Source organism: Archangium violaceum (assembly GCF_016859125.1).
Classification (GTDB): domain Bacteria; phylum Myxococcota; class Myxococcia; order Myxococcales; family Myxococcaceae; genus Archangium; species Archangium violaceum_A.
On the sequence record NZ_CP069338.1, the window covers coordinates 6,199,492 to 6,218,306 of the forward strand.

General features: G+C 66.6%; 12 protein-coding genes. 5 read left to right on the forward strand and 7 right to left on the reverse strand.

Annotation, left to right across the window (positions count from 1 at the left end; genetic code table 11):
• Positions 1 to 230 precede the first annotated feature (230 nt).
• Complete coding sequence (locus tag JQX13_RS26570) at positions 231 to 2,045, forward strand: OmpA family protein (RefSeq protein ID WP_203411699.1); 1,815 nt, start codon at positions 231 to 233, stop codon at positions 2,043 to 2,045.
• A 374-nt stretch (positions 2,046 to 2,419) separates the two neighbouring features.
• On the opposite strand, the gene agmC is transcribed toward JQX13_RS26570, so the two are convergent.
• Together agmC and JQX13_RS26580 are read right to left on the reverse strand one after the other, a co-directional pair.
• Positions 2,420 to 7,435, reverse strand: coding sequence for an adventurous gliding motility protein AgmC (gene agmC, locus JQX13_RS26575; protein WP_203411700.1), 5,016 nt, complete (start codon positions 7,433 to 7,435; stop codon positions 2,420 to 2,422).
• Between the two features lie 237 nt (positions 7,436 to 7,672).
• On the reverse strand, positions 7,673 to 9,787 hold the full coding sequence (locus JQX13_RS26580; RefSeq protein WP_203411701.1) for a PQQ-binding-like beta-propeller repeat protein: 2,115 nt from the start codon (positions 9,785 to 9,787) through the stop codon (positions 7,673 to 7,675).
• 363 nt (positions 9,788 to 10,150) lie between these two features.
• On the opposite strand from JQX13_RS26580, the gene JQX13_RS26585 reads away from it, so the two are divergent.
• Entirely contained in the window at positions 10,151 to 10,930 is a 780-nt protein-coding gene (locus JQX13_RS26585; RefSeq protein WP_203411702.1) for a hypothetical protein, read from the forward strand.
• Between the two features lie 82 nt (positions 10,931 to 11,012).
• Here the strand turns inward: JQX13_RS26585 and htpG are convergent, their stop codons facing one another.
• Positions 11,013 to 13,028, reverse strand: a complete 2,016-nt coding sequence (htpG, locus tag JQX13_RS26590) for a molecular chaperone HtpG (RefSeq protein ID WP_203411703.1) — start codon at positions 13,026 to 13,028, stop codon at positions 11,013 to 11,015.
• Positions 13,029 to 13,183: 155 nt separating this feature from the next.
• On the opposite strand from htpG, the gene JQX13_RS26595 reads away from it, so the two are divergent.
• A complete protein-coding gene (locus tag JQX13_RS26595; RefSeq protein ID WP_203411704.1) occupies positions 13,184 to 13,981 on the forward strand; it encodes an SDR family NAD(P)-dependent oxidoreductase in 798 nt (265 codons plus the stop codon).
• A 59-nt stretch (positions 13,982 to 14,040) separates the two neighbouring features.
• Positions 14,041 to 15,231, forward strand: a complete 1,191-nt coding sequence (locus tag JQX13_RS26600; protein WP_203411705.1) for a GNAT family N-acetyltransferase — start codon at positions 14,041 to 14,043, stop codon at positions 15,229 to 15,231.
• 10 nt (positions 15,232 to 15,241) lie between these two features.
• On the opposite strand, the gene JQX13_RS26605 is transcribed toward JQX13_RS26600, so the two are convergent.
• Both JQX13_RS26605 and JQX13_RS26610 read right to left on the reverse strand, forming a co-directional pair.
• Positions 15,242 to 15,841 carry an RNA methyltransferase gene (locus JQX13_RS26605; protein WP_203411706.1) on the reverse strand — a complete coding sequence of 200 codons (600 nt, stop codon included), beginning with the start codon at positions 15,839 to 15,841 and terminating at the stop codon, positions 15,242 to 15,244.
• A gap of 25 nt (positions 15,842 to 15,866) precedes the next feature.
• Positions 15,867 to 16,196, reverse strand: coding sequence for a hypothetical protein (locus JQX13_RS26610; RefSeq protein WP_203411707.1), 330 nt, complete (start codon positions 16,194 to 16,196; stop codon positions 15,867 to 15,869).
• A gap of 160 nt (positions 16,197 to 16,356) precedes the next feature.
• Here JQX13_RS26610 and JQX13_RS26615 point away from each other — a divergent pair, with 160 nt between their 5' ends.
• A complete protein-coding gene (locus tag JQX13_RS26615; protein ID WP_203411708.1) occupies positions 16,357 to 16,845 on the forward strand; it encodes a hypothetical protein in 489 nt (162 codons plus the stop codon).
• A gap of 45 nt (positions 16,846 to 16,890) precedes the next feature.
• Here the strand turns inward: JQX13_RS26615 and JQX13_RS26620 are convergent, their stop codons facing one another.
• Complete coding sequence (locus tag JQX13_RS26620) at positions 16,891 to 18,513, reverse strand: sodium:solute symporter family transporter (protein ID WP_203411709.1); 1,623 nt, start codon at positions 18,511 to 18,513, stop codon at positions 16,891 to 16,893.
• Between the two features lie 16 nt (positions 18,514 to 18,529).
• Positions 18,530 to 18,808: a DUF485 domain-containing protein gene (locus JQX13_RS26625; protein ID WP_203411710.1), complete on the reverse strand. Its 279-nt coding sequence runs from the start codon at positions 18,806 to 18,808 to the stop codon at positions 18,530 to 18,532.
• Positions 18,809 to 18,815 lie beyond the last annotated feature (7 nt).

Here is an 18,815-nt window from a genome sequence, read left to right on the forward strand (position 1 = left end):
CCAGGGACCGTGTTCACTCTGAACGGAACGGGTTCTTGAGTGATGGGGGCAGGTATGTAGCGGCACGTGCGGACGTGTTGACGCGTTCGGGGCATGTGCCTCTCTCGGGCGCATCGGGCCGGAGCGCATTTCTGGCCGGATCACTGCTAGAGTGCAGCAGCTTGTTGACCGGTAGATCTACGCTGTGGCGCGCTGGTGCCGCGCCTCGACACACCCGAAGCGGGGGAGCCATGGGAAGAAGGATTCTCGCGCCTGGCGCACTGGCGCTGTTGCTGCTGTTGCCTGGAGTGGCGGCCTTCGCGCAGACGACTCCAATCAAGTCGTTCGACCTGGAGCGTCTGGAACTCAATCCCGGAGCTGAAGGCTCGCTCGTCGTGGGCACGGGAGAGTTGCTGCAGGCCGGGCAGTTCCGCATCTCCGCGACAGCCCACTACTCGCACCGGCCGTTGATGTTGTTCCGGGAGGGGAAGGCCACCGGGGTCGTGCCGGGTCGGAGCACGATGCACCTGTCCGCCGCCTACTCCCTGACGAACAGGTTGCAGGTGGAGGGACAGCTGCCGTTGGTGGTGTTGCAGCAATGGGGACCGAGTGCTCCGAATCCAGATGGGCCAAGCTCCTTCCTGCTGGGGACGCCCACGGTAGGGCTGCGCCTGGGTCTGCTCACGCAGGACGATCAGGGCGGGGTCGATGTGGCGGTGGGGGGTGATGTCGGGCTGCCAGTGGGCAACAAGGATGCGTACGCGCGGGATGATGGGCTGCGTTACTCGCCGCGGGTGATGGTGGGCCGGCGCTTTGGTTTCCTGCGGGCGGCCTTGGACGCGGGAGTGCTGGTTCGCCCAGCGGTGCGCGTCACCGATGCCAACGCCGATGTCCTGGATAAACTGGGCAATGAGCTGCGCATTGGGGCGGCGCTGGTGACGACGGGGCGCCGGATGCGGTGGGAGTTCAATGTCCGAGGCATGGTTCCTCTTACGGAGCAGCCGGGCTCGGTGGAACTGATGCCGGGAGTGCGCTACCTGGTGAACCCCTCGATGGAGGTGTTCGCGCTGGCGGGCATCGGGGTCGGCAAGAGTCCAGGGACGCCACTGTTCCGGGTGCTCGCGGGAGGTTCTTTCGGAGACGTGACGCCGCGGCGAGGGCCGGGGGAGTCCTCCGTCAAGTGCGACATGGGACTGTCCCTGGCTCCGGAGGAGTGCCCGGACAGTGACTACGACGGCGACAGTGTGCGCAACGTCGATGACAAGTGCCCGACCGTGCCGGGCGATCCCGCGCGTGCGGGCTGCCCACGGACGGACCTGGACAAGGATGGCATCGAGGACTCGCTGGACGCCTGTCCGACGGAGTTTGGCCCTGCCGCGAGCCAGGGCTGTCCCGCGCGTGATCAGGACAAGGACGGCGTCGAGGACGAACTGGACAGTTGCCCGGCGGAGGCGGGTCCCGCGGACAACCGGGGCTGCCCGCTCAGGGACCGCGACAAGGACGGAATCGAGAACGACCAGGACGAGTGTCCCGACGAGCCCGGTCCGGTCGAGCGCAAGGGCTGCCCGGAGGAGGACTCGGACAAGGACGGCACGCCCAACCGGGTGGATAGCTGTGCCAACCAACCGGGTACGGAGGGCAACCTGGGTTGTCCCGAGCATGAAGTGCCCCTGGTGGAGATCTCGCCCACGGAGCTCAAGTTGCGCGGCAAGGTGTACTTCGAGGCGTCTCAGTCGCGCATCCAGCAGCGCTCCTTCTCGGTGCTGGATTGGGTGGCGAAGGTGATGCGCGAGCACCCGGAGATTCCGCAGGTGGTGGTGGGTGCTCACACGGATGACCGGGGCTTCGCGGACGAGAACCGCCGGCTGTCGCAGCGGCGCGCCGAAGAGGTGATGCGCTACCTCATCGGGAAGGGCGTGGCCGCCGAGCGGCTGGATGCCAGGGGTTACGGTCCGGACAGGCCCATCGACAGCAACGCGACATCGATTGGCCGTGAGAACAACCGGCGGGTGGACTTCAAGATCGTCCGCGACGGCGGCGAGAGCTCGGAGGCCCCCCGGAAGTAGGTGAGTGGCCGGTTTTCCTCTCGTATGGCCTGGGGCTACGCATGCTCCCCAGGTCGTCTGGGTCGTGTTGGTTGGGTCGATCTGGCTGTGGCGTAGCGGTTCTTCGCGCGCTTCTTCCCGAGCACCTGTTTCCCAGGGGCGGCGCCTCGCCTCGTCTTGGTGGGTGCTGGGGCTTCGCCGGGCTGCTCGAACCGGTGGCCCTTCACGCCCCTTTGTTGGCAGGTGCTGCCCGGCCGCATGGGCACAGGGAGTCGCTCCGCTGGAGCAGGAGGCTCGCCAGCATGCGAGTCCTCGCCGCTCACTTAAGGGGCGCTCACGCTGTGGCCGACGGGCAGAGGGGGCGGTCCCCACCCTCCAACCTGCCAGCCGCTACGTCACTGCTTGCTACCGCGGTGCTGAGAGGCCTTGAGGAGGAGCCCCAGGATTCCCAGGAGCCACAACATCGAGGGCCCTGCTGAAGCCGACGAGCAACCCAGGCCTCCACCTTCGGCACGGATGTCATTGCCCAGGTAGATGCTCCAGCTGTAGCTGGTCTCCCGCCTGTTGCCAGCCTGGTCCACCGCATAGACGTTGAGCGTATGCGGCCCTTCCAGGAGATCGGTGAACGTCACCTGCGTGCCGCAGTTCTGAGGCTCCTCCTCGATATCCAGCTTGCACTGGAAGGTCACCCCCTCCTCGTTCGCGGTGATGTTGAACTCCGCGGAGCGATTCGAGGTGTTCTTGTCTGGCCCGGTGATGTTCACGACGGGGGGAACGTTGTCCAAGATGAAGCGAATGGCCGTCGACCTTGATGTCGTGTCCGTATTCCCGGCCCGGTCCGTGGCCTTCGCCTTGATGACGTGTAGACCATCCGCGGGCTTCTTATCGGACGCGATGACGAGGTTCCATTTCCCCTCTCCATCGGCGGTCGTCGTCCCGATGAGCGTCCCCTCCACATCATCATTCTCCGGGTCGAGGTAGAAGGAGATCGTGCTGTATGCGTCCTCGATGGCCGTCGTACCCGACAAGGTCAAGTCCTTGTAGCGTCCCCCCTCCTGGGGCAACTGTACGATGGGCGCGGCCGGTGCCAGTCTATCCACCGTCCAGGAGCGCTCCACTGCCTTTTCCTCGACGTTGCCCGCCTTGTCGATCGCCTTGATTTTGAGCGTGTAGGGCTTGTCTCCCCCTGCCTTGGGGAAGTTGATCACGATGTAGCTGTTGGTCGTTGTGGACGATGCACCATTGAGCTCGTAATCGTAACGCTCCACCCCCTTGGGTTCGTTCGGCGTGACGAGATTCACTTGCAGGTAATCGGCGGATACCCAATCGAGCTGGGGTGTCGTGATGAGGGTGAGGGGGGATTGTTTATCCACGAACCAGCTGTACGTGACTCTCGCGCTCTCGGGGGTCTCGACGCCCAGGTCCCTCGAGTAGGCCTTCACGCTGAAGACATGGTCACCTTCCGCGAGCTCTGGGGCGCTATAGCTCTTGATGCAAATGGGCCGCTCGGGCGTGGCGGGAGCCACATCCTTGATGAGTTCGGCGTCGGTGCAGCAAGGCTCGGTCCAGTCTGTCTGGCCCTCCCTCTTGCACCCAATCTGCATGTTGTCCTTGTCTGCCTGGATCACGAACGCCACGGAGTCCTTGCTCGTGCCGCCACCGTTCTCGACGGGAAGCATCTCCTTGCCCAGGACTGCCGTATCCCAGTTCAAGATCTTGGCGAGAGGCTGATTGTCATCCACCTTCCATGTGTAAGTAGGGGCAGCCATGTCGGCGGGAATAGGGGCGGAGACCGTCGTGAAGGTTTCATTCCCTGCCAGATCCTTTGCCCAGACCTGGATGGTGTACTCCCCCGCTCTGGCGACCGTATGGAAGAGCGGATTGGAGCAATCATCGAGCGATGTGGTCGGCCCGGACGTCTCCTTGATTGTGCACCGATACTTCTGCACAGACTCCGAAGGCTTGAAGCCGAAGACCGCGTCCTTGGAAGCGGTAATGCCGTCCGGCAGTTTGGTGAAACTGACTTTCGGCGGTACCAGGTCCAGATCGAAGAAGATCGTCTCCGGATCTCCGAGGTTGCTGGCCGCGTCCTCGGCGCGTGCCTCCACCGCATAGCTGCCACTCACCAATCCGGTCCAACTCTTGTTCCAGGTACCTGACACGTCGGTCAGGACGGAGTCACTCACAGGCATCGCTGGGTTCTTCGGGATCAGCTTCAAATGCACCCTGGTTCCACTCGAATTGCCACTGATGCTGAGGGTGCCATTTGGCACCAGCTCGCCTGAAACAACGGCGTCATTCACATTCGTCAACAAGGCTCGTCCAATGAGCATGCCGTTGACGGCCGGCGTCGTCGTTGTGCCGGACGGCGTCGTCGTAACGAAGACGATGGAGTCTGGCTTCGGCGGCGCAGTCGCATCCAGTTGGAAGCAGTAGGTGGCGGTGGGGCTCTCGTTTCCAGCCTCGTCCGTCAGCTTCACGGTCAGGGTGTAGTAGCCGTCGAGCAGGGAGTCGCTCGTGGGCGAGGCGCTCCAGTTTCCCGTACCCGACGTGCCATTCACCACGGTCGGTGGCACGTCATAGGCGGGAGCCAGGGTCATATTCACGGTGCCTCGGACTTCACCCGTTCCCTGGATCAACGGCTGTTTGTTCGTGACGAAGCGCGTGGGCGATACAGCACAGCTGGTGTAGGGGGCCACCCCGGCCACCGCGGAGACGGTGGGGGCTGCTGGCTTCTGCGTATCCAGCGTGAAGTTCAGCGTCATCGTTTTCTTGTTTTTTGCCGCGTCCTCCGCCGTTACTTCCAACGTGTACGCGGTGGGAGCCGTGTCCGCCGGCATCGCGAGGCTCACGTTCCAGTTGTCCGAACTGACGGTGGCCGTGGTCGCCGGGGTCGAGCTCGGTCTGAGCTGCTTCACCGTCACGGTGCTTCCGGAATCCACCTTTCCGCCGATGGAGAGGTTCGAGGAGGCCAGGTCGGGTCCTCCGATGAGCATGCCCTCACGGGGTTCTCTCGTCTTGGCTCCCACGCTCGTGATCGTCAGCACCGAGGGGGCCGTCACGTCCACGCTGAAGGTCTTGGGCGTGCCGGACCGTTCATTGTTGGCCTGGTCGTAGGCCTTCACGTCGATGCTATAAGTCGCGGCGTCTGTCAGCGGGGCGGATGGAACGACCTTCCAGGTTCCCGAACTCGAGGTCGTCTCGAGGGTTTGAGGCGACTCCGAGCCCGCGCCCGTCCGGGTCAGCGTCACGACCACCCGGTTTCCGCTATCCGCCGTTCCTTGCAATACCGGCCGGAGCGAATTGACGGGCACGGAGCCTCCCGCCGTGACATCTCCTACTGTCTGTACCACAGGGACACCCGGTCGCCGGGTGTCCAGACGGAATGTCAGCGTGGTTGACGATGGGCTGGAGTTGTATGCCTTGTCTTTCGCTGTCATCGAGAGCGTGTATTCGGTCGTGTCCACGTCAGGGGGCTGAGTGATGCTCACCTTCCACTTGCCCAAGGCATCCACGACGCCCGACTCCGTAGCGGAGAAATCCGGACGGGTCTGCACCACCGTCACGGTGCTTCCCGGCTCCGCTCTTCCGCTGATGGAGAGCTTGTCGCTGGCATCCAGGTCAGGCCTGCCGATGAGCATGTTCTCGTCTGCTGCTCTTTGGGCGAGCAGATCCACGACCGGATTCGCGGGGGGCGTTCCATCCACGACGAAGGAGCGGGGTGGGCTCTTCGGGCTCTGGACTCCCTGATGGGCGAAGGCCGCCGAGACCTGGTACTCACCATCGACGAGGTTCTGCGGCATCTTGAAGGAGAAGTGACCGGTGCTGTCGGCGGTCGTGCGCCCGACTTCCTGGTTGCCCAGATAGATGACGACCCCAAACCCAGCATAGGAGGTGTCCGCAATCCCTCCCTGGATGATGGGCCTTCTCAGGTTGGTGTACCCGCTCTCCCCCGTGGAGGCCACGGCGTCCAGCGTGGGGGCTTGCAGGGATGCGGGAAACGAACCCGGCAGCGAGGAGATGGAGCCGCTCTGGCCTGGCTGGGTGCCAGCAAGCGTTCCCCCCGCTACCATCGTCGGGCGGATACAGTCCTCAGAGATACTGCTCGCTTGCAAGAGCACACGACCTCCACCGCCTCCACCGCCCGTGCCTGGCTTGGTGCCGCCTGCGGGGGTGGACGTTGTGCCGCCTTTTCCGCCCGCAGCCATGATAAGGTCGGCGCTGGTGCATGAGAGGGCTCCCGTCAACCTCAACACAATGGTTCCTCCCGCCCCGCCGCCGCCGCCGCCGCCCAAGCCCTGGGAGTCCGCTTTCGAACCCTCAGCACCGGAGGCATTGATGCTGGCTTGGCTATTGATGGTCAGGCTCTTGGCCCGGATGAAGATAAGGCCTCCTCCCGCGCCTCCATGCGCTGGATCGGTTACCTGATTCCCATGGCCGCTCCCGCCTCCTCCTCCGAAGGTGAGACGCTCAAGTATCGAGTAGACAAGGGACACGCCGCCCATTCCGCCTACATCCCGTGGGGTGCTTTCGGCCGACAGTCCGCCTTTGCCCCCACTCCCCGCATTCCCTCCACCACCTCCACCGGAACGAAGGCACACACCGCCACCCGCACCGTTCGCGAAATTGCCAAGCCCGGCCCAGTTGGTGACGGTAGGATCGGAGGCATTCGCGTAATGCGTGATGTCTATTCCCTCACCCTTCTGTGCATGCAGCGGGGATTCTCCGGACTCACCGCTGCAGCCGGTGCTGGGAGTAAGGAGATTGTCCGCAAGATATTTCCCTCCGCGGAAGCCCAATCCATCAGCCCGGATGTGACCATTGATGGTGACATCTTCGGACGCGAGGAACGCGACGACGCCACCCGTTTTCCCATCCCAGTCCTTCGCCTTGATCGTGCCGAACTTCTTCTCCCCGCCATTGGCGTTCAAAGTGACTTTTCTGTACTCAGGCACGAGGACGACCTGCGTCACCTTGGCGGCGTAGGAACGGACAAGCGGTTTTTCGAGCTTCAGGATGGAGACCGTCGTACCCGCCGCCAACCGGGCGAACTCCCAATGCCCGACCTCGGACGTACTGATGTCCAGTGGCGTGGTCATCTTGGTCTGGAGCACGGGAACGAGCCCGGTCGTCTGCAGGACCATCACCAGATCGCCACCCCTGAAGGCGGTGGACGCCTGCCTTCCCGCGCCAGGATCTACAGTGTCGATGGAGATCTGGGTATCTCCAGGGGCGAGCGGCAACGTGACCCGGGCATAGGAGTTGACGGTGATGCTGCTGTTCGCATCGACCGTCAGATCGTCAGCTTCCAAGACACCTTCTCCCAGGCCGAACGTGTCTGGCTCGGCCTGGGAGGGGCTGGCGGCGAGAAGCACCAGCGCCAGCAGTGCCTGAGTGTACGCGCGTCTCATGTTTTCGTATCTCCTGCGCCCCTTCGCCTGGATGTGGTGCGCTGCTCGTGCGTGCTCGATCCGCCTCATCATGGTCCTCGTCCGTGGCGGCCCCCCCCTGGGGCGACTCCGGCAGGGGAGGTTACCTCAGAAAGGCCATGGGCTTCACGGGGACCGGGCGGCAGAGACCTCCCGGACGAGAGGAGGACCACCGCCATCGGGAGACCCACCCGGGTCGCCCCCGAGCAGGTGAAGGCTTCACCGGCAGTTGGTGATGGGCGTCTCGGTGTTGCCGGTGTTGCGCGCGTCGCGCTGGAATTTGGGCCACGGGGCGTTCCGCTCCAGACCCGCACTATCGACGACGAGGGCGTACATCTTGCCATCGATGGAGGGCACGTACAGCACACCCTTAGGCGCTTCGGTGGGGGCCCCATCCGGGCCGCGCGCGCAGTCCAGGGCGGGAGTGGCCTGCGCGCGGCCCACGCTATCGCTGAGCCTCCAGTGCAGCGCCAGGTTGTCCGTGCTCCACGCCGACACCTCGCCGCTGCTGGCGGAGGGACCGGTGGCGGAGGCCGTGTAGAGCAGGCCCGAAGCCCCCACGATGGGAGATGACGGGAAGCTCCCCGCGTTCGGCACGACGACCCGAGGCATGGAGCCAAAGAACTCGACCGACGTCAACTCCGCGCTTCCTGTTGCGACATCTCTGCCAAAGAACACGACCTTGCCCGGTCCCACGGCCAGGTTGCGCACCGGGGCTCTTCCCTTCTCGGGATTGGGGAAGATCCAGCTGCCCAAAGTCGAGTCCTGCCGCGTGAAGGTAATGACACCTCCAATCTGCGGATCATCATCCCACAGTGCTCCAATGCCGAAGGTGTCGTCCACGATCGCCAGCGCTGCGAGGTGCCCGTCGCGGTTGGTGGGGGATGCTCTCGGGAGCGATACGAACGAGCCATACGGGTCGTTGATGTAGTGGTTGATCTCCGCGATATCTGGATAGGGGTCCGAGAGGTAGAACGAACCGAAATAGAGGTCATCACCCGTCGAGACGATGCCCGCCCCCGGCGCCACATGGCCCGCGGTGCCGAAGATGCATCGGCGGGACGGGTTGGACGAGTCGGGCCGCAGCGTGACAGGCGTGTTGTCGTCGGGGCTGCTGAACATCGCCATCACTGCTTCGACGGGAGCCGCATCATCGCTGGCCTGGGTGCGCAGGAGCGTGAGGGTCGACAGGAGGGGTACTCCGGCGAGGTACGCCTTACACTGGAGCAGCGTCGCGCCGTTGGCATCCAGGGCGTACAGGTATCCGAAGTCCGTGCTGGAAGTGGGCCCCCTCCCCACATAGACGCGCTCGGTCCCATTGGTGGAGCTGCCCACGGTCAGGTTGGTCTTCACGGGGCCCAGCGGGGCCGTCCACTTGATCGAGCCCTCGGGGTTGAGGGCGAAGACCTTGCCGGCGGCATCGTCGGTGCCGAAATAGATGGTTCCCTTCTCTCCGATGGCGGGGCTGGTGTGGATGGGCCCGGAGGCTCCATCGAATGCCCACTTCCAGCGCGTCACGGGGATGGTGCCGTTGGCCTGGCGCTCGTTGCCCACCTTGTCCTTCGCCGCCACCTCGACCTGGAAATTGCCGCGAAAGGCCTCGAGTCCCGGACGCCACAGGGGCACGTCCACCGTGCCGCAGTAGGCCTTGGTGCACGGGGTCCCCTGCTTCACCGCGAGGTCCGTCACGTCCGTACCGCCATCGTGTCCCCTGACCACCACCCGCAGGCCCGCCGGATCAATGTCCGCCGACTCCGATTCCACCCGCACCGTCACGGTCTGGTCGCGAGGCCACGCCTTGTCCGCCAGAGGGTCCGCATAGCTGAAGCCGTCCTTGGGCTCAGCGAGCTGTGCCTCAGGCACCTGGACCGTCAGCGCTGGCGCCGTACGGTCCACCGTCACCTGGACCGATCTGCTTGGTCCCCAGGGCTCAGGGTGGGCCACCTGGAAGGTGTACGAGCCTTCCCCCGGTGGCGGCGTCCACTCGGCGCTGTACGTCCCCTCCGCCGTGCTCTGGAGCGTGATGACAGTGGGAGCCCCACCGTTGCTCGGAGCCACCGTGAGGTTCAGCTGCGACGGGTAGACGGGGCTCGCACCGGGACTGAGCTCCAACCGGGCCTGTATTTGCTGCGGACCTCCCCCTACAACGGTGTTCTCTCCCAACGTCGGGAGGATCAACGCCGCGTAGCGCGGGGAAAAGCACTGCTTCACTTCGAGGTGACAGTACTGCTCTTGAGGGCAGTTCGAGTCCTGCTCGCACTTGCCCGGAACTTCGCTGCAACCCCCGAGCGCCCCCAGCACCAACAGCGCTCCAAAGACCCTGCGCAGCCTCACGGTGGACCTCCAAACCCATTTGACGAAACAGAGGCGGGGATAGCATGGTACGGGCCGTCCACGCAGCCACCGTCCGTCAACCCGGAATTCACTAGGAATTCCGCCCTACGCCATCACGAGGATCCCTCCGTGATCCGCTCCTTCAGCTTGCGGCCTCCACACCTGCTCGCCGTCTCCCTCCTGTTCTCCCCCTTGGCCTGGGGGCAATCGGAGACCGCTGCGGTCCACCCCTGTATCGTCAAGGGAGGTAGCCCCAATACAGCCAAGAAGCTTCAGGGGGCGTGCACCCAGGCGATGGGCGCCGGTGAGGGCGTGAAGGCGACCGAGGGCTCGTGCGCTCGCAGTAGGAGCTCCAATGAGCTCTTGAGCTGCCTCGGCCGCATGGCCAGGGAGAATCAGGCCAGCCGCTCGGTCCTCGTGACCCTCGTCCTCCAGCCGGGCAACAAGGTGGGCTTCAGCGGCGTCGCCGTCAGCCCCGAGGGGAAGACGCTGGACCAGAAGGATATCCCCGCCCAGAGCGTCAAGGCTGGCCAGCCCATGGAGAACCTCGTCCAGGCCCAGGTCGATGAGCTGCGCAAGCAACTCATCCCCGCGCCTCCGCCGCCCGAGCCCAAGCAGGCGGAGACCCCGCCACCTGCTCCTTCAGCGCAGAGCGCGAAGGTGGAACAGAAGCCGCAGGGGGCGGGGAATCTGGGCGCCAGCGCGTCCGGGACGGACACGCAAGGAGCGGTTACGAGCGAGTCCACGGCGAAGCCCGAGCTGGTGCCCTCCGTGACGGAGACGCGGAAGCAGTCGCGCACCTGGAAGACGCCGGTGGCCTATGCCGCCGGAGGGACAGGGGTCGCGGCCGGAGTTCTGGCGGTCGTGTTCGCCATCCAGGCTGGCAACGCCTACGACAAGCTCGATGCCGAGTACCAGAACGGCGCTGCTCCGCCTCCGAGTCGTGCCGCCGAGGTGGCTGGCCTTCGCGACGACATCAACCGCAACCGCACGTTGGCCGGAGTGAGCGCGGGCGTGGGTGCCGCCCTCGTCGCGACCGGAGCCGTCCTGTGGTTCATCGACAAGCCGTCGGAGCCCAAGGCGGGCTCGGCCTCGCTCAGTGTTGGCCCCGGTGGTGTAGGCCTCAGCGTGTTGCTCCCGTAGCGAGCGGGCCCACTCACTGATGTGAAAAGGGGCGAGGCTGGCAGCCTCGCCCCTTTGCCTTCCGGCCCTGATGCGATGCTACTCAGTTCCTCGGGAGCGGCGTCTCGGGGCCAGCGGCCACCGCGCTGCCTTCCGTGGGCTGCGCGTCGGACGTGGGCGTCTCGGGGCCGGAGGCCACCGCGCCCGCGGGCGGCACCTTCTGCGCCGCCAGCTGTGTCATCAGCGCCGTCATCCGCCGGGCGAAGCGGTTCGGGTCCTCCACGCTGCTGCCCTCCGTGAGCAGCGCCTGGTCGTAGAGCATCTCCACCCACTCCGTCACCTGAGCCGAGCCCGGCTCCTTCTCCTGCAGTGCCTTCAGGTGCTCGATGATGGGGTGCGACGGGTTCACCTCCAGAATCCGCCTGGCACGCGGCACGCTCCGGCCCCGCTCACGCAGCAGCCGCTCCACGAAGGCGTGCGAGCCGCCCTCCGGCACCACCAGGCAGCACGGCGAGTCCGTCAGGCGCTCCGACACCCGCACCTCGCGCACCTGCTCCTTCAGCACGTCCTTCATCCGCTCCGCCAGCGGCCCCAGCCCCTTCGCGCGCTGCTCCTTCTCGCGCTTCTCCTCCTCCGTCTCCTTCAGCTTCAGGTCCGCGTGCATCGCCGACACCAGCGGCTTGCCCTGGTACTCGCGCAGCCCCTGCGCCGCCCACTCGTCCACCGGGTCCGTCATGTACAGCACTTCGTACCCGCGCTTCTTCAGCGCCTCCAGGTGCGGCGAGTCCACCACCGCCTTCCTCGACTCGCCGAAGACGTAATAGATGGCCTCCTGGCCCTCCTTCATGCGCGACACGTAGTCCGCCAGGGAAGTGAGGCCCTCCTCGCGCGAGCTCTCGTAGCGCACCAGCGCGCCCAGCTTCTCGCGGTGCTCGGTGTCGACCGCCAGGCCCTCCTTCAGCACCGTGCCGAAGCCCTGCCAGAACGTCCGGTAGTCCTCCGGCTTGTCCTTGGCCAGCTTCTCCAGCATGTCCAACGTCTTCTTCGTCACGTGCTTGTGGATGGCCTTCACCACCGCCGAGTCCTGCAGCAGCTCGCGCGACACGTTCAGCGGCAGGTCATCCGAGTCCACCACGCCCCGGACGAAGCGCAGCCACTGCGGCAGCATCTCCTCGCACCGGTCCATGATGAGCACCCGCTTCACGAACAGCCGCACCCCGCGCTGCTGCGGGCTGTTCAGGTCGAACGGCGGGTTCTTCGGCAGGAAGAGCAGCCCCGTGAAGACCTGGTTGCCTTCCGTCCGGAAGTGCGTCCACGCCAGCGGCTTCTCCCAGTCGTGCGTCAGGTGCTTGTAGAACTCCTGGTACTGCTCGTCGGTGATTTCGCTCTTCGAGCGCTGCCACAGCGCGCTCGCCTTGTTCACCACCTCGAGCTGCGTCTCGGTCTTCTTCGCGTCACCCTCTCCGGTCGTCCGCTTCACCTGGAGCTTGATGGGGTGGCTCACGTAGTCCGAGTACTGCGTCACCAACGAGCGCAGCCGCCACTCGTCGAGGAACTCCTTCTGGTCCTCCTTCAGGTGCAGGGTGATGGAGGTGCCGCGCGTGGCGCGCTCGGCGGGCTCCACCGTGAAGCTGCCCTTGGCATCCGAGGTCCACTTCCAGGCCTGGGTGTCCTTGCCCGCGGCCCGGCTCACCACCTCGACATGGTCGGCCACCAGATAGGCGCTGTAGAAGCCCACGCCGAACTGGCCGATCAGGTTGACGTCCTTCTGGCCCCGCTGTGAGGCCAGCTCCAGGAACTCGCGCGAGCCGGAGTGGGCGATGGTGCCCAGGTTCTTCACCAGCTCGTCATGCGTCATGCCGATGCCGGTGTCCTCGATGGTCAGCGTGCCCTTCTCCGCATCCGGCAGGAGGTGGATTTCCAGCGGGGCCCCTCCTTCCAGCAGCTCGGGCTCGGTGACCGAGCGGAAGCGCAGCTTGTCGAGCGCGTCCGACGCGTTCGACACGAGCTCGCGCAGGAAGATCTCCTTGTGGCTATAGAGGGAGTTGATGACCAGGTTCAGGAGCTGGTTGATCTCCGCCTGGAACTTGTGGGTTTCCCTCGGGGTGTCGACGGACATTGATTCCTCCGGGCGCCCCTGGGGGGCGCGAACGCCCTCCCTGTAACCATGAAAAGCGCGCTGTCCAGCGACACACGGGCGGTTTCTGCCATGTTGCCGGGGCTCCGACCAGGTGGCCTGGACGGGAGCCAGCACACAGGGAGGTACACCCATATATGGCAGCGACGAATCCATTCGACATCTCAGGGAAGACCGCCATCGTCACCGGTGGCGCGATGGGCATCGGCTTCGGCATCGTCCGGCGCTTCATCGAGGGCGGCGCGAACGTGTTGCTCGCGGATGTGAACGAGAAGGCGGCGGTGGAGGCGCTCGAGCGCCTGCCCAGGGGTCCAGGCAGCGTCGAGGTGATGCGGGTGGACGTCTCGGAGGACGGGGCGGGGGACGCCATGGTGGCCCGCTGCGTCGAGCGCTTCGACCGTGTGGACGTGCTGGTGAACAACGCTGGCATCTACCCCAACGTGCCCGTGTCGCGGATGGGGCCCGAGCTCCTCGATCAGGTCTACCGGGTGAATGTCCGGGGGCTCGTCCTCGCGTCGAAGGCGGCGGGGGCCCGGATGGTTCAGCAGGGGCGGGGCGGGAGCATCATCAACATCACCTCCATCGCCGCCTTCCATCCGGCCATGGTGGGGCTCGCGGCGTACGACACCTCGAAGGCGGGGGTGACCATGTTCACCAAGAGCCTCGCGCTCGAGTTGGGGCCCCAGCGCATCCGGGTGAACGCCATCGCTCCCGGGAATATCTACACCGAGGGCGGCTCCCAGGCGCTCAGGGATGTGATGACGCCGGAGCAGGAGGCGGCGTGGCGCGCGGACTTCGAGAAGACGAAGATTCCGCTCGGACGCCTCGGCGACCCCGATGACATCGCCAAGGTGGCCGTCTTCCTGGCCTCGTCCGCGAGCGACTACATCACGGGGAGCACCGTGCTGGTGGATGGCGGAACGTTGCTCACGTGAAAGACACGGGCGGGGCGCGTCCGTCCCAGGGCGCGCCTCCTTCGAGCCGGGAGAATCGCATGGAACCCACAGCAGCGCAGTTTGGTCCGCCGCAGGGGGAGCGAGAGCTCGCCGCGGTGGATGACATCGTTTCCCAGGCCTTCGCCCTCACACCGGACGAGGCTCGGGTCGTGGCGCGGAAGGCGGAGGCCGGAGGGGCCCACGTGCGTGTGTTGCGCGAGGGCGGGGCCGTGGCCGCCACGCTCGTCTTCTTCCTCATGGGGCAGTGGTGGGGTGGGCGGCGGGTCCCCCTGGTGGGCATCGGCGGGGTGGGCGTGGCCCCCGCCTTCCGGGGGAAGGGCACGGGAACCCGTCTCATGCAGGCGTGCCTCCGGGAGCTGCGCGGTCAGGGCGTCCCCCTCGTCGGTCTCTATCCCTCCACCCAGCCGCTCTACCGGCGCGTGGGCTTCGAGCAGGCCGGCTCCCGCTTCGAGAATCGCGTGCAGCTGCTGGGGCTCGACATCCAGGAGCGCTCCCTCTCCCTGCGGCCCGTGGAGGAGCCCGACATGCCGGCCCTCCATGACGTCTACCGGCGCCACGCACAGCGCCAGCAGGGGTGGCTCGACCGCGGCCCGTACATCTGGAATCGCGTCACCCAGCCCAGGGGGGAGATCGCCTATGGCTTCCTCGTGGAGGGCCAGGCGGGAGTGGAGGGCTACGTCTACCTGACGCGCCGGCGCGCGCCCCAGGGCTTCAAGCAGGAGTTGAGTCTCACCGACCTCGTCGCGCTCACCCCGGCCGCGGGGCGGCGGCTGCTGAGCCTCATTGGCGACCACCGCTCGTTGGCCACCGAGGTGGTGTGGCGGGGCGGACCGGCGGATCCACTCCTCTTCCTCCTGCGCGAGCAGACGTATGAGGTGAAGCACCTCTTCCACTGGATGCTGCGCGTGCTGGACGTGCCCGCGGCGCTCCAGGCTCGCGGTTACCCGGCGGGGTTCTCGGGGGCGCTGCACCTCGACGTGGACGATGACCTCTTCCCGGAGAACCGTGGCCGCTTCGTGCTGGAGGTGGAGAACGGCGAGGCCGAGGTGCGCCCTGGCGGGGATGGGGACGTGAAGCTGCACGTGCGGGCGCTCGCTCCACTCTACAGCGGCTTCCTGTCGCCTTCCGCGCTCCAGCTCTCCGGGGTCCTCCAGGCCGATGAGACCTCCCTGCGTACGGCCACGACGCTCTTCTCCGGGCCACCGCCGGCCATGCCCGACATGTTCTGACATCGAGGCTTCAGGGCACCCACGAACCCAGCCCCGCCGGGGCTCCGCCGCAGGCCTCGCGCAGCCGCGCGAGCGCCTCGTCGTAGGTGATGGCCTCCGCGGCCTCCTTCACCGTGGGCGAGACCCAGTCCCGCCAGGAGCGGAGGACGGTGACGTGGTGGCCGGCCTCGAGCTCGGTCTCGGAGACGTGCACGAGCAGCCGCTCCTCCAGGGCCTCGCGCGCCTTCGTCCACTCGCTCTCCTTGTCCAGGTGCACCACCCGGTCCCGCTCCACCGCCGTCAGCAGGGCGCGGGACTGGGGGGAGAGCCCCTCGAGCGAGCGGCGGCGGCGCGAGGGCTCCATGGCCATGCGGTACACCGCCGGCCACAGCGAGGGGTCCACGAAGGCCACCTTGCCTTCCACGAGCCGCACGGAGAGCACCTCGTCGGAGGCCCTCAGCATGCGGCCGAGCCGGTACATCAGCCGGCCCCTGGCGTGGGTCCGCCAGCTCCCGTGCACCGGGCCACCGGCCACGGCCTCGACGAGCGAGGTCATTCCGTGGGCGGGGACCTCGGTGACGACACGCTTCTGGCGGATGAGCTCCAGGGCATCGTGCTCGGTGCGGACCACTCGCGCGCGCGCTCCTTGTCCCGCTTCAGCTCTCGCTGTCCATGGCCTGGGCCTGGCCGCCGCCCTGCTTGTGCGAGCAGCCACACGACCCGGCTTCCTCCGCGCCGGTCTTGGCGGCCATCTTGGCGCAATGAGGGCAGCCACAGCTCTTGGCGTCCGCGGCCTGCGCGGAGCCGTCCTGGGCCTTGTGGTGGGCGCAGCTGCATCCCTTGTGCTCGCCCTGGCCCTGCTGCGAGACCTGTGTGGAGGTGCTGGCGGCGGCGTCCTCGCGAGTCGCCGTCTGCCCGGTAGCGCAGCCCGCGAGCGCCGACAGGGTGGTGGTGGAGAGGACCAGCAACAGTGTACGGACCGTCATGTCGCGACTCCTTCGGGTGGGGACGACACAGGAGAGGGCAGGAGGATGACAGCCTTGCCAGCCGGCCGCTCTCCACCCCCCCTCCACCCGGCGGGAAACGGCTGGGTTTGCGTTGTGTGGTGAACGCCGCGAGGTTCAGGCCGGCGGAGTGGTGCTTAGGATGCGCGCCGTGCTCAAGCTCCTACCTGTTCTCGTGCTCCTGTGTGCCGCCCTGGGTTGCAGCTCCTCGCCTTTCGATGGGGGCGAGGTGGACTGCGAGGGAGATACCTGTACGTGCAAACCCGGGCCCCGGTGCTCGGGAGAGTGTCTGGACGAGGGATGCAAGCTGGCCTGCGCGGACGGGCCCGACTGCGACGTCCGTTGCGGCGTCGGCTGCGAGCTGGAGTGCAGCCGGCTCAGCTCCTGCGAGGCGCGATGCGGGGCGAATTGCCGTCAGCGCTGCTCGGATGCGTCGAGCTGCGCGTTCACCGTGGGGCCCGCGAGCGAGGTCTCCTGCCAGCGCGTCGGCAACTGCGACGTCACCTGCACCGGGACGTGCCGGGTCGACTGCCAGAACACCGGCACTTGCGACGTCACCTGCCAGGAGAGCGGCACCACCGCCACGGTGTGCCCCAACGGCTCGACGCGCGTGTGCGGTCGGTCCTGCTGAGGCGGGCGGGGGCCTGAAGGAGACCGGCCCCCGCCAGGGAGGGGCTCAGGTCGTCTGGGGGCCCGGGGACGCCACGGAGGCCACCGTGGGCTTGGTGGTCGCGGCGGAGTCGGGCACATCGGCCTCCGCGCCCACGTGCATGCGGTGACGCACCTCCGCGTAACGGTCGGCCGCCTCGGGCTCGGGCGCGAGCAGCGACACCGCCCAGCCCACCAGGAAGGACAGCGGCATGGTGACGATGCCCGGGTTCTTCAGCGGGAAGATGGCCGTCTTGTTGCCCAGCAGCTCCACCATCACCGTGGGCGACAGGGCGATGAGGAGCACCGCGCTGACCGAGCCGGTGATCATGCTGGCCACCGCGCCGCGCGTGGTGAAGCCCTTCCAGAGCGTGGACAGCAGCAGGGCGGGGAAGTTGGCGCTCGCGGCGATGGCGAAGGCCAGGCCCACCATGAAGGCCACGTTCTGCCCCTTGAAGATGATGCCCAGGAAGATGGCGAGGATGCCCAGGCCCAGGCTGGCCAGACGGGCCACGCGCAGCTGCTCGTGCTCGGGCGACTTGCCCTTGCGCACCACGCTCGTCCACAGGTCATGGGAGAGCGCCGCCGCGCCCGACAGCGTCAGACCGGCCACCACCGCGAGGATGGTGGCGAAGGCCACCGCGGAGATGAAGCCCAGGAAGGGCGTGCCACCCACCACCTCGGCCAGCATGGGCGCCGCCATGTTGCCGCCCTTGTCCACGGCGGTGATGGCCGAGCGGCCCATCAGCACCGAGGCGCCGAAGCCGAGGATGAACGTCACCAGGTAGAAGTAGCCGATGAGGCCGGTGGCGTAGAACACGGAGCTGCGCGCCGCCTTGGCGTTGGGCACCGTGTAGAAGCGCATGAGGATGTGCGGCAGGCCCGCCGTGCCGAACATCAGTCCCAGGCCCAGCGACACCGCCTCCAGAGGGTTGGTCACCAGCTTGCCCGGCGCCAGCACCTCCGGCCCATACTGGGTGGCCGCCGCCTGGAACAGCTCCAGCGGGTTGAAGTGGAACTTCATCAGCACCATCACGGCCAGCGCGGTCGCGCCCAGCAGCAGCAGCACCGCCTTGACGATCTGCACCCACGTGGTGGCGATCATTCCTCCGAAGAGGACGTAGAGGATCATCACCACGCCCACGATGACGACGGCCGCCTCATAGGAGAGGCCGAAGAGCATGTGGATGAGGTTGCCGGCGCCCACCATCTGGGCGATGAGGTAGAAGGCCACCACGGTGAGCGTGCCGATGGCGGCGGAGATGCGCACCGGCGTCTGCTTCAGCCGGTAGGCCACCACGTCCGCGAAGGTGTACTTGCCCAGGTTGCGCAGGGGCTCGGCGATGAGGAACGTCACCACCGGCCAGCCCACCAGCCAGCCCACCGAGTAGATGAGGCCGTCGAAGCCGGAGAGCGCCACCAGGCCGGCGATGCCCAGGAAGCTCGCGGCGCTCATGAAGTCGCCGGCGAGCGCGAAGCCGTTCTGGAGCGCGCTCACCCCGCCGCCGGCGGTGAAGAACTCCGAGGTCGTCTTCGTCTTGCGTGCCGCCCAGTACGTGATGGCGAGCGTGAGACCCACGAACGAGAGAAAGAAGATGATGGCCGTGTAGTTGGTCTGGCCAATCGAGGTTTGTGCCTGCTGGGGATTCATTCGCGTGGCTCCGGGTTCAGCGGCGGTACTGGTGGAGGGCCTTGTCGTAGCGGTTGTTGGCCCAGACGACGTAGATGCCGGTGAGCACCCAGGCGGCGCCGATGACGAGCGCCCCCAGGAGGATGCCGAGCGACAACCCCGGGGTGATCTGCTGGCCCATCAGCGGCTTGTTGTAGGCGACGAGCAGGATGAAGCCGAAGTAGGTCACGAGCATGCCGGCGGTGAGCACGGCGGCCACGCGCCAGCGCGCCGCCGCCAGGGCTTCGAGCTCTTCGGCCTTGGATTTCTGGGACATGGTACGG